The following is a 10570-nucleotide window of genomic DNA, read 5'->3' as shown; positions in this document are numbered from 1 at the left end:
TCGTTCATCGGGGAGATCGGGCGGAGCATGGACAAGTAGCCAGCCCCCCCCTCGGGCTGGGCCCCGGCGGCTGGGTGCCGGCCCGGCTGCGCCTTACGGGATGGGTACGGGCGTCCCGCCGAGGGGGGCGAGGCCCGCCGCTCCCCCGTCGTGCGCGGTCAGCACCCAGATGCCGTCGGCGTGCACGGCGACCGAGTGCTCCCAGTGCGCGGCGGCCGAGCCATCGGCGGTGACGACGGTCCAGTCGTCGTCGAGCGTCGCGGTGTCGATGCCCCCGAGGGTGACCATTGGTTCGATGGCGACGACGAGTCCAGGCTTGACGGCGGGCCCGTTGCCGCGCACCCGGAAGTTGAAGACCGGCGGCTCCTCGTGCATGGTCTCGCCGATGCCGTGGCCGACGTACTCCTCGAGGATGCCGAAGGTACCGCGGGCGTCGATCTCGTCTTCGATCGCGGCGCCGACCTGGTTGAGGTGCTTGGCGGTCGCAAGGGCGGCGATGCCGGCCCACAGCGAGCCCTCGGTGACAGCGGACAAGTTCTCGCGCTCCGCGACGGTCTCGGGGCTACCCGGGTCGTCGAGCACCACGGTGATCGCCGAATCGCCGTTCCAGCCCTCGAACTGGGCGCCGCAATCGACCGACACGATGTCGCCGGGGGCGAGCACCCTGCCACCGGGGATGCCGTGCACGACCTCCTCGTTCACCGAGACGCACAGCGTGTGCCGGTAACCGGGAACGAGCATGAAGTTTGGCTCGGCCCCGTTGGAGCGAATGGATGCCTCGGCGATCGCATCGAGTTCGAGGGTCGTCACCCCGGGGGCGATGGCTGCACGCACGGCTTCGAGCGCGACCGCCGTGATGCGGCCGGGCTCCCTCATCGCGCGCAGCTGCGCCGGGGTCTTGTAGATCGAGGGGCGCCTGGCCATCGCGGGCTCAGGCGGTGGCGGATTCGGGACGCGCCACGCCGCGCTCCGCGAGCGATGCGGTGATGCGTTTCTTGACGTCGGCGATCTGGCCGAGGCCGTCGACCTCGATCAGCAGGCCGCGGTCGCGGTAGACCGCGACGAGCGGTGCCGTCTCGCGGGCGAAGACATCCTGCCGGTGGCGGATGGCCTCCTCGGAGTCGTCGAGGCGGCCCTGTTCGATGGCGCGCTTACGCAGGCGCTCGACGACCTCGTCGGTGTCGGCCTTGAGCTGGATGACGGCGTCGAGGCTCTGCCCGCCCGATGCGAGCAGCTCGTCGAGGTAGGTCACCTGGTCGGGCGTGCGCGGGTAGCCGTCGAGGATGAAGCCGTCGAGGGCGTCGTCCTCGAGCAGGCGGTCCTTGACGATCTCATTCGTGAGCGAGTCGGGCACGTAGTTTCCCGCGTCGACGATCGCCTTGACCTGCTGGCCGAGCTCGGTTTCCGTCTTGATGTGGTGGCGGAAGATGTCGCCGGTCGCGATGGCGGGGATGCCGTAGTCGCTGGCGAGGGTGGCGCCCTGGGTTCCCTTGCCGGAGCCGGGGGCGCCGATGATCAGCAGGCGGGTCATCGGAGTAGTCCTTCGTAGTGGCGCTGCTGCAACTGCGAGTCGATCTGCTTGACCGTCTCGAGCCCGACACCGACGATGATCAGGATGCTGGCGCCGCCGAACGGGAAGTTCGCGTTGGCGCCGACCGTCGCGAGGGCGATGAGCGGGATGAGGGCGATGAAGCCGAGGTAGAGCGATCCTGGCAGCGTGACCCTGGTGAGCACGTAATCGAGGTACTCGGCGGTGGGGCGTCCGGCACGGATGCCGGGGATGAACCCTCCGTACTTCTTCATGTTGTCGGCGACTTCTTCTGGGTTGAAGGTGATCGCGACGTAGAAGTAGGTGAACCCGACGATGAGCAGGAAGTACATGACCATGTACAGCACGTTGTCGCCGGAGGTCAGGTTGTTCGAGATCCAGGTGACCCACGGGGCGGGCGGGCTGCCGTCGGCCGGCTGGTTGAACTGGGCGATGAGCGCAGGCAGGTAGAGCAGCGACGAGGCGAAGATGACGGGCACGACGCCGGCCATGTTGACCTTGATGGGGATGTAGGTGTTGTTGCCACCGTAGGTGCGCCTGCCGACCATGCGCTTGGCGTACTGCACCGGGATGCGGCGCTGCGACTGTTCGACGAAGACCACGGCGCCCATGATGACGATGCCGACCGCGAGCACGAGCAGGAAGACCTCGAAGCCCTGGCTGATCGCGATGCCCCAAAGGGCGGTGGGGAAGGTCGCCGCGATGGACGTGAAGATGAGCAGCGACATGCCGTTGCCGATGCCGCGCTCGGTGATGAGCTCGCCGAGCCACATGATGAGCCCGGTGCCCGCGGTCATGGTGATGACCATGAGCAGCGTGGCGTACCACGACGGGTCGGTGATCAGGTTCGCGCACTCGGGGGCGCCGCTGGTGGAGGGGAACAGTGCGCCGCTGCGGGCGACGGTGACGAGGGTGGTCGACTGCAGGATCGCCAGCGCGATGGTGAGGTAGCGGGTGTACTGCGTCAGCTTGGCCTGGCCGGACTGGCCCTCCTTGTGGAGGGTGTCGAAGTGTGGGATGACCACGCGCAGCAGCTGCACGATGATCGAGGAAGTGATGTACGGCATGATGCCGAGCGCGAATACCGACAGCTGCAGTAGTGCTCCACCGCTGAACAGGTTGACGAGTTCGTAGAGACCGGTCGTTCCGTCGTTGGACGCGATACAGGTCTGCACGTTGCCGTAGTCGACATAGGGCGCGGGGATGAACGATCCGAGCCGGAAGATGGCCACGATACCGAGCGTGAAGCCGATCTTCCTCCGCAGGTCGGGGGTGCGGAAGATCCGCGCGACGGCTCTGAACACGAGGCCTCCAAGTTGTCTGTTGTAAATGCAGGTGAGTGGAGCCCCTGATCAGGGACTCCACTCACTCTCGCATGTGGTGGCCGGTTCGGCCTCCGCGGCGCCTGGGCGCCGTGTTACTTGACCGAACCTCCCGCAGCGACGATCTTCTGCTCTGCCGAGCCGGAGACCTTGTCTACTGCGACGTTCAGCTTAACCGCAATGTCGCCGGTGCCGAGAATCTTGACGAGTTCGTTCTTGCGCACGGCACCCTTGGAGACGAGGTCGGCGATGGTGACATCCCCGCCCGTCGGGTACAGCTCGGCGAGCTTCTCGAGGTTCACGACCTGGTACTCGTCGCGGAACGGGTTCTTGAACCCGCGCAGCTTCGGAGCACGCATGACGAAGTTGATGTTTCCACCTTCGAAGCCGGGACGCATCGAGTAACGCGCCTTGGTTCCCTTGGTACCGCGACCCGCGGTCTTACCCTTGGATCCCTCACCACGGCCGACTCGCATGCGGTCCTTCTTGGCACCGGGGGCGGGACGGAGGTGGTGCATCTTCAGCACCTGCGGACGGGCCTCGGTGGACTCGCTCTTCTTGGGCGTAGTTTCGTCAGCCATTAGTCAATCTCCTCGACCTTGACCAGGTGAGCGACGGTGTTGACGTAGCCGCGGTTCTGCGAATTGTCTTCGCGAACCACGACATCGCCAATGCGCTTGAGCCCGAGGCTCCGCAACGTGTCGCGCTGGTTCTGCTTCTCGCTAATTTTGGACTTGATCTGGGTCACCTTCAGGCGAGCAGCCATCAGACACCTGCCTTCGCGTCGGCCTGTGCGCGCAGGAGGCGCGCCGGCACAACGTCCTCGACCGGAAGGCCACGGCGAGCGGCGACCGCTGCGGGCTCTTCGAGCTGCTTGAGGGCAGCGACGGTGGCGTGGACGATGTTGATGGTGTTCGACGAACCGAGCGACTTGCTCAGCACGTCGTGGATGCCTGCACACTCGAGCACGGCGCGAACCGGGCCACCGGCGATAACACCGGTACCGGCGGATGCCGGACGCAGGAGCACGACGCCGGCTGCAGCTTCACCCTGCACGGGGTGCGGGATGGTCTGCGCGACGCGGGGAACGCGGAAGAAGTTCTTCTTGGCCTCTTCGACGCCCTTGGAGATAGCGGTAGGCACCTCGCGGGCCTTGCCGTATCCGACGCCGACCAGTCCGTTGCCGTCTCCGACGACGACGAGGGCGGTGAAGCTAAAGCGACGACCACCCTTGACGACCTTGGAGACGCGGTTGATGGTGACGACGCGCTCGAGGAACTGGCTCTTCTCGCTGTCGCGGCTGCCGCGCTGCTGGTTCGGGTTGCGTTCGCGTCCGCCACGGCGGGCCTCGCGGGGCTCCGTGGCGTTGCTCTCGGTGCCGGCTGCGGTCTCGACGACCGCAGGCTGCACGACGGCGGCGCTGTCGGCGCCGGCCGGCTGCGTTGCTGCAGCGGTGGTTGCTTCAGACTCCACGGCCTGCTCCTTGTTCGTTGTTGCGTCGCTCACAGGTCCAGCCCGCCTTCCCTGGCGCCGTCCGCGATGGCCGCGACACGGCCCGCGTAACGGCTTCCGCCGCGGTCGAAGACCACGGCGTCGATGCCTGCCTGCTTGGCGCGCTCGGCGACGAGTTCGCCGACCTTGCGGGCCTTGGCGGTCTTGTCTCCATCGAACGTGCGCATGTCGGCTTCGAGGGTGGATGCCGATGCGAGGGTGAAGCCCTTGCTGTCGTCAACGACCTGAACGAATACGTGGCGCGCGGAGCGCGTGACCACGAGGCGCGGACGCGCCTCGGTTCCGACGACCTTCTTGCGAAGACGCGTGTGTCGGCGAGCCTTGGCGGCCGACTTGCTCTTGCCTCTAGTTCCGAGAGCCATGATTATTTACCACTCTTTCCGGCCTTGCGGCGGACTACTTCGCCGGCGTAGCGCACACCCTTGCCCTTGTAGGGCTCTGGCTTGCGCAGCTTGCGGATGTTTGCGGCCACTTCACCGACGGCCTGCTTGTCGATGCCGTGCACCGTCAGCTTGTTGTTGCCTTCGACGGTGAACGAGATACCGGCCGGGGGCTCGACGGTCACGGAATGCGAGAAGCCGAGGGCGAACTCGAGGTTCGCTCCCTTGGCCTGTACGCGGTAACCGGTACCGACGATTTCGAGACCCTTGGAGTAACCGGTGGTCACGCCGATGATCTGGTTGGCGATGAGCGTGCGGGTCAGGCCGTGCAGCGAACGCGATGCGCGCTCGTCGTCCGGGCGGGTGACCAGCAGCTGGCCCTCGTCGAGGGCTACCGCGATGGGGCTCGCGACGGTGAGCGCGAGCTCGCCCTTCGGTCCCTTGACGGTGACGGCGGAGCCGTTCACGGTGATGTCGACCCCGGTGGGGATCGGAATGGGAAGTCGTCCAATACGGGACATCAGATCACCACACGTAGGCGAGGACTTCCCCACCCACGCCCTTCGAGGTTGCCTGGCGGTCGGTGAGGAGGCCAGAGGAGGTCGAGAGGATTGCGACGCCGAGGCCACCGAGAACGTTGGGGATCTCAGTGGACTTCGCGTAGACGCGCAGTCCGGGCTTCGAGACGCGCTTGATGCCCACGATGGAGCGCTCGCGGTTGGGGCCGTACTTGAGGTCGATGGTGAGGGTCTTGCCCACGCGGGCGTCCTCCACCTTCCACCCGGCGATGTAGCCCTCTTTGGTGAGGATGTCGGCGATGTGCGACTTGAGGTTGCTGCTCGGGAGCGAGACAGTCTCGTGGTACGCCGAGTTCGCGTTGCGCAGCCTGGTCAACAGGTCTGCGACCGGATCGGTCATTGTCATGCGATTGCTTCCTAATCTCGTACGGTTTCGACACCCGGTACACGAGTGCCGACCTGTGCGATCGGTGGTGCGTGGGTTACGGGGTGTTCTCGGCCGTGCGGAACGGGAAGCCGAGCGCCTTGAGCAGCGCGCGTCCTTCGTCGTCGTTGCGGGCGGTGGTCACGACAGTGATGTCGAAGCCGCGCACGCGGTCGATCTTGTCCTGGTCGATCTCGTGGAACATGGACTGCTCGTTGAGACCGAAGGTGTAGTTGCCGTGTCCGTCGAACTGGCGGTCGGACAGGCCGCGGAAGTCGCGGATACGGGGAAGCGCGAGCGACACGAGCCGGTCGAGGAACTCCCACGCACGGTCGCCGCGGAGGGTGACGTGCGCGCCGATCGGCTGGCCCTCGCGGAGCTTGAACTGCGCGATGGACTTGCGGGCGTTGGTGATCTGCGGCTTCTGGCCGGTGATCGCGGTGAGGTCCTTGACGGCCCCATCGATGATCTTGCCGTCGCGAGCTGCCTCGCCGACACCGGTGTTGACGACGACCTTGACCAGTCCGGGCACCTGGTGCACGTTGGTGAAGCCGAAGTCCTTCTGCAGCTGGGCAGAGATCTCGTTCTTGTACTTCTGCTTGAGGCGCGGCTGAGTCTTGACAGCCGGCGCAGCAGTGGTGGTGTCAGTCATTACAGGTCCTCACCAGACTTCTTGGCGTAGCGGATGCGAACGGTCTTCTTGAGGCCGTCCTTCTCCACTACCTCCGTGCGGAAGCCGACGCGGGTCGGCTTCTTGGTCGACGGGTCGACGATCTGCACGTTGGACACGTGAATCGGTGCCTCGTGCGTCTCGATGCCGCCGGTCTTGGAGCCACGCTGAGTCTGGCCGACGCGAACGTGCTTGGTGACGAAGTTGACACCCTCCACGATCACGCGGTTGCGCTCGACGAGCACCTCGAGGACGCGCCCCTGCTTGCCGCGGTCTCCGCCGCGGGCCTGGGTTGCGCCACTGATGACCTGAACGAGGTCACCCTTCTTGATGTTTGCCATTAGTTAAATAACCTCCGGTGCGAGCGAGATGATCTTCATGAACTTCTTGTCACGAAGCTCGCGGCCGACCGGCCCGAAGATGCGGGTACCGCGGGGGTCCCCGTCTGCCTTCAGGATGACGGCGGCGTTCTCGTCGAACTTGATATAAGAGCCATCGGGACGCCGAGTCTCTTTCTTGGTGCGGACGATGACGGCGCGAACGACGTCACCCTTCTTGACGTTGCCGCCGGGGATGGCGTCCTTGACGGTCGCGACGATGACATCGCCGAGGCCGGCGTAGCGACGGCCTGAGCCACCGAGGACGCGAATCGTGAGCAGCATCTTGGCGCCCGTGTTGTCGGCGACCTTGAGCCGTGATTCCTGCTGAAGCATCTGTTTCTCCTACTGATAAGTAAGCGCGGGCGCTTACTTAGCCTTCTCGAGGATCTCGACCAGGCGCCAGCGCTTGGTGGCGCTGAGCGGACGGGTTTCGCTGATGATGACGAGGTCGCCGACACCGGCGGAGTTCGCCTCGTCGTGGACCTTCACCTTGGAGGTGCGGCGGATGACCTTGCCGTACAGCGGGTGCTTCACACGGTCTTCGACCTCGACGACGATGGTCTTGTCCATCTTGTCGCTGGTCACGTAGCCACGACGGCTCTTGCGGTATCCGCGAGCGGTCGCGTCCTTGACGTCATGAGCAGCGTGCACGCCTTCCGACGAAACCGTGCTGGTTTCCTTGGTGGCCATTACTTCGCCTCCTCTTTCTTGTCAGTGGCAGTCTCGGTGGTGGTGTCGTCGGCTGCGGCATCCGCCGTCGCCTTGGACTTCTTGGGAGCCTTCGCCTTGGTGGCTTTCGGGGCTACCTCGAGCGGTGCGGGCGTGGCACGGATGCCGAGCTCGCGTTCGCGGATGACCGTGTAGATGCGCGCGATGTCGCGCTTCACGGCACGGAGGCGTCCGTGGCTGTCCAGCTGGCCGGTGGCCGACTGGAAGCGCAGGTTGAACAGCTCTTCCTTGGCCTTCTTGAGTTCGTCGACGAGTCGTTCGTCTTCGAAGGTGTCAAGCTCGTCTGAGGCGAGCTCCTTGGATCCGATCGCCATTATGCGTCGCCCTCCTCGCGCTTGATGATGCGTGCCTTGAGAGGCAGCTTGTGAATGGCACGGGTGAGTGCTTCGCGGGCGACGTCGTCAGAGACGCCGCTCAGTTCGAAGAGCACTCGGCCCGGCTTGACGTTCGCGACCCACCACTCGGGTGAACCCTTACCGGAACCCATGCGGGTCTCGGCGGGCTTCTTGGTCAGCGGGCGGTCGGGGTAGATGTTGATCCACACCTTTCCACCACGCTTGATGTGACGGGTCATCGCGATACGCGCGGCCTCGATCTGGCGGTTGGTGACGTAGGCGGGAGTGATGGCCTGGATGCCGTACTCGCCGAACGCGACCGTGGTGCCGCCGGTAGCGTGTCCGCTACGACCGGGGTGGTGCTGCTTGCGGTGCTTGACCTTGCGGGGAATCAACATGGTTATGCCTCTGCTCCTACTGCTGCCGGGGCAGTCTCAGTCCTGGGGGGAGCACCGGCGCCGCGACGGGGGCCGCTGTCGCGACGGTCGTCTCCACGACGCTCCGGACGCGACGACTTGGCGTTCGCCTGCTCGCGCGCGAGCTCCTTGTCGGTGATGTCGCCCTTGTAGATCCATACCTTCACGCCGATACGGCCGAACGTCGTCTTGGCCTCGTAGAAGCCGTAGTCGATGTTGGCGCGCAGCGTGTGCAGGGGAACGCGTCCCTCGCGGTAGAACTCCGAGCGGCTCATCTCGGCGCCGCCGAGACGACCGGACACCTGGATGCGGACACCCTTGGCACCGGCGCGCTGGGCGCCCTGGAGGCCCTTGCGCATCGCACGACGGAACGCGACGCGAGCGGTGAGCTGCTCCGCGATTCCCTGGGCGACGAGCTGTGCCTCGGCCTCGGGGTTCTTGACCTCGAGGATGTTGAGCTGGATCTGCTTGCCCGACAGCTTCTCGAGGTCGGAGCGGATGCGCTCCGCCTCGGCGCCGCGGCGACCGATGACGATTCCCGGGCGCGCCGTGTGGATGTCCACGCGAACGCGGTCACGGGTGCGCTCGATCTCGATGCGTGCAACTCCTGCACGATCGAGCGAGGTCTTGAGCAGGTTGCGGATCTTGATGTCCTCGGCGACGAAGTCGGCGTAACGCTGACCTTCCTTCGTGCTGTCGGAGAACCAGCGCGACACGTGGTCGGTAGTGATTCCCAGACGGAAGCCGTAGGGGTTTACTTTCTGGCCCATTACTTCTTTCCTGCCTTCGCGGTTCGCTTCGGTGCAGCAGCATCGGTCTCGTCCGGCGTGGCCAGGACGATGGTGATGTGGCTGGTGCGCTTCAGGATCTGGAACGCCCGACCCTGTGCTCGCGGCTGGAAGCGCTTGAGTGTCGTGCCCTCGTCGACGTAGGCCGACGAGACGAACAGGTCCTGGTCGTCCAGGTAGCTGTTGCTGGCATCCGCCTTGACCCGGGCGTTGGCCATGGCCGACGCGACGAGCTTGTAGACGGGCTCGCTCGCACCCTGGGGCGCGAACTTCAGGATGGCCAGGGCCTCAGAAGCCTGCTTGCCGCGGATCATGTTGACGACGCGACGAGCCTTCGTAGGGGTGACGCGGATATGACGCACGCGTGCGATCGACTCCACCATTTCTCTCCTCCTTCGCCGCCGCGTTAGCGGCGACGACCCTTCTTGTCGTCCTTCTCGTGTCCACGGAAGGTGCGGGTGGGAGCAAACTCACCGAGCTTGTGCCCAACCATGGTCTCCGTAACGAAGACCGGGATGTGCTTGCGACCGTCGTGCACCGCGATGGTGTGGCCCAGCATGGCTGGCACGATCATCGAGCGGCGCGACCAGGTCTTGATCACGTTCTTGCTGCTGGCGGCGTTCGCGCCGACTACCTTGCGAAGCAGGTGGTCGTCGACGAAGGGGCCCTTCTTCAGACTGCGTGGCATCTTCTACAACTCCTACTTGCGCTTCTTGCCGGCATTGCGGCGGCGAACGATGAGCTGGTCGCTCTCTTTGTTGGCGTGACGGGTGCGTCCTTCGGACTGGCCCCACGGGGTGACGGGGTGACGTCCACCGGAGGTCTTGCCCTCACCACCACCGTGCGGGTGGTCGACGGGGTTCATCGCGACACCACGAACCGTGGGGCGAACGCCCTTCCAGCGCATGCGTCCGGCCTTGCCCCAGTTGATGTTCGACTGCTCGGCGTTGCCGACCTCGCCGATGGTGGCGCGGCAGCGCGCATCCACGTTGCGGATTTCACCGGACGGCAGGCGGAGCTGCGCGTACGGGCCGTCCTTGGCGACGAGACGAACGCTGGACCCGGCGGAGCGGGCCATCTTGGCGCCACCGCCCGGCTTGAGCTCGATCGCGTGGATCACGGTACCGGTGGGGATGTTCTTCAGCGGGAGGTTGTTGCCCGGCTTGATGTCCGCGCCGGCGCCCGACTCGACGATGTCGCCCTGGCTCAGCTTGTTCGGCGCGATGATGTAGCGCTTCGAGCCGTCCACGAAGTGGAGCAGTGCGATCCGTGCAGTGCGGTTGGGGTCGTACTCGATGTGAGCGACCTTGGCGTTCACGCCGTCCTTGTCATTGCGACGGAAGTCGATGACGCGGTACTGGCGCTTGTGGCCACCACCGATGTGACGGGTCGTGATGCGTCCGGCGTTGTTGCGGCCACCGGTCTTCGACAGGGGGCGCAGCAGCGACTTCTCGGGGGTGGAGCGGGTGATCTCGGCGAAGTCTGCAACCGAGGAACCGCGACGACCAGGGGTCGTGGGCTTGTATTTGCGAATAGCCATGGTTTTT

General features: G+C 65.4%; 19 protein-coding genes. All 19 read right to left on the bottom strand.

From position 1 onward, the window contains the following. Positions 1-93: 93 nt before the first annotated feature. A complete protein-coding gene (gene map / locus G5S38_RS01620; protein WP_165063464.1) occupies positions 94-924 on the bottom strand; it encodes a type I methionyl aminopeptidase in 831 nt (276 codons plus the stop codon). A gap of 7 nt (positions 925-931) precedes the next feature. Beyond that, complete coding sequence (locus G5S38_RS01615) at positions 932-1531, bottom strand: adenylate kinase (protein ID WP_165063462.1); 600 nt, start codon at positions 1529-1531, stop codon at positions 932-934. Continuing rightward, positions 1528-2853 (bottom strand): preprotein translocase subunit SecY, encoded by a 1326-nt coding sequence (gene secY / locus G5S38_RS01610; protein WP_165063460.1) that lies wholly within the window; start codon positions 2851-2853, stop codon positions 1528-1530. Before secY ends, G5S38_RS01615 begins: the two co-directional genes overlap by 4 nt. Before the next feature lie 113 nt (positions 2854-2966). Next, a complete protein-coding gene (rplO, locus tag G5S38_RS01605; RefSeq protein WP_235928835.1) occupies positions 2967-3452 on the bottom strand; it encodes a 50S ribosomal protein L15 in 486 nt (161 codons plus the stop codon). Further along, positions 3452-3637, bottom strand: a complete 186-nt coding sequence (gene rpmD, locus G5S38_RS01600) for a 50S ribosomal protein L30 (protein ID WP_022883265.1) — start codon at positions 3635-3637, stop codon at positions 3452-3454. Before rpmD ends, rplO begins: the two co-directional genes overlap by 1 nt. Continuing rightward, the gene (gene rpsE / locus G5S38_RS01595) at positions 3637-4281 is read right to left on the bottom strand and encodes a 30S ribosomal protein S5 (protein ID WP_201276550.1); all 645 of its coding nucleotides are present in this window, start codon (positions 4279-4281) and stop codon (positions 3637-3639) included. The genes rpmD and rpsE overlap by 1 nt, the downstream gene beginning before the upstream one ends. 92 nt (positions 4282-4373) lie before the next feature. Beyond that, positions 4374-4745 (bottom strand): 50S ribosomal protein L18, encoded by a 372-nt coding sequence (gene rplR / locus G5S38_RS01590; protein ID WP_165063456.1) that lies wholly within the window; start codon positions 4743-4745, stop codon positions 4374-4376. A 2-nt stretch (positions 4746-4747) separates the two neighbouring features. Beyond that, positions 4748-5284, bottom strand: a complete 537-nt coding sequence (gene rplF / locus G5S38_RS01585) for a 50S ribosomal protein L6 (RefSeq protein WP_165063454.1) — start codon at positions 5282-5284, stop codon at positions 4748-4750. 4 nt (positions 5285-5288) lie between these two features. Further along, a complete protein-coding gene (gene rpsH, locus G5S38_RS01580) occupies positions 5289-5687 on the bottom strand; it encodes a 30S ribosomal protein S8 (protein ID WP_165063452.1) in 399 nt (132 codons plus the stop codon). A gap of 76 nt (positions 5688-5763) precedes the next feature. Continuing rightward, positions 5764-6357 carry a 50S ribosomal protein L5 gene (rplE, locus tag G5S38_RS01575; protein WP_165063450.1) on the bottom strand — a complete coding sequence of 198 codons (594 nt, stop codon included), beginning with the start codon at positions 6355-6357 and terminating at the stop codon, positions 5764-5766. Continuing rightward, entirely contained in the window at positions 6357-6716 is a 360-nt protein-coding gene (gene rplX / locus G5S38_RS01570; RefSeq protein WP_165063448.1) for a 50S ribosomal protein L24, read from the bottom strand. Before rplX ends, rplE begins: the two co-directional genes overlap by 1 nt. Positions 6717-6719: 3 nt before the next feature. Further along, the gene (gene rplN, locus G5S38_RS01565) at positions 6720-7088 is read right to left on the bottom strand and encodes a 50S ribosomal protein L14 (RefSeq protein WP_165063445.1); all 369 of its coding nucleotides are present in this window, start codon (positions 7086-7088) and stop codon (positions 6720-6722) included. Positions 7089-7121: 33 nt separating this feature from the next. Continuing rightward, complete coding sequence (gene rpsQ / locus G5S38_RS01560) at positions 7122-7445, bottom strand: 30S ribosomal protein S17 (RefSeq protein ID WP_165063443.1); 324 nt, start codon at positions 7443-7445, stop codon at positions 7122-7124. Next, positions 7445-7798 (bottom strand): 50S ribosomal protein L29, encoded by a 354-nt coding sequence (rpmC, locus tag G5S38_RS01555; protein ID WP_165063441.1) that lies wholly within the window; start codon positions 7796-7798, stop codon positions 7445-7447. The genes rpsQ and rpmC overlap by 1 nt, the downstream gene beginning before the upstream one ends. After that, a complete protein-coding gene (rplP, locus tag G5S38_RS01550) occupies positions 7798-8217 on the bottom strand; it encodes a 50S ribosomal protein L16 (RefSeq protein WP_165063439.1) in 420 nt (139 codons plus the stop codon). Before rplP ends, rpmC begins: the two co-directional genes overlap by 1 nt. 2 nt (positions 8218-8219) lie before the next feature. Then, positions 8220-9005 carry a 30S ribosomal protein S3 gene (gene rpsC, locus G5S38_RS01545; RefSeq protein WP_165063437.1) on the bottom strand — a complete coding sequence of 262 codons (786 nt, stop codon included), beginning with the start codon at positions 9003-9005 and terminating at the stop codon, positions 8220-8222. Beyond that, a complete protein-coding gene (gene rplV / locus G5S38_RS01540) occupies positions 9005-9406 on the bottom strand; it encodes a 50S ribosomal protein L22 (protein WP_165063434.1) in 402 nt (133 codons plus the stop codon). The genes rpsC and rplV overlap by 1 nt, the downstream gene beginning before the upstream one ends. A 23-nt stretch (positions 9407-9429) precedes the next feature. Beyond that, entirely contained in the window at positions 9430-9711 is a 282-nt protein-coding gene (gene rpsS, locus G5S38_RS01535) for a 30S ribosomal protein S19 (protein ID WP_165063432.1), read from the bottom strand. Positions 9712-9723: 12 nt separating this feature from the next. Next, on the bottom strand, positions 9724-10563 hold the full coding sequence (gene rplB, locus G5S38_RS01530; RefSeq protein ID WP_165063429.1) for a 50S ribosomal protein L2: 840 nt from the start codon (positions 10561-10563) through the stop codon (positions 9724-9726). Positions 10564-10570 lie beyond the last annotated feature (7 nt).

It is taken from the genome of Marisediminicola senii, from assembly GCF_011057645.1.
Lineage (GTDB): Bacteria > Actinomycetota > Actinomycetes > Actinomycetales > Microbacteriaceae > Marisediminicola > Marisediminicola senii.
Note: the sequence above shows the minus strand (reverse complement) of the source record. Positions and strands in the feature narration are given on the sequence as shown.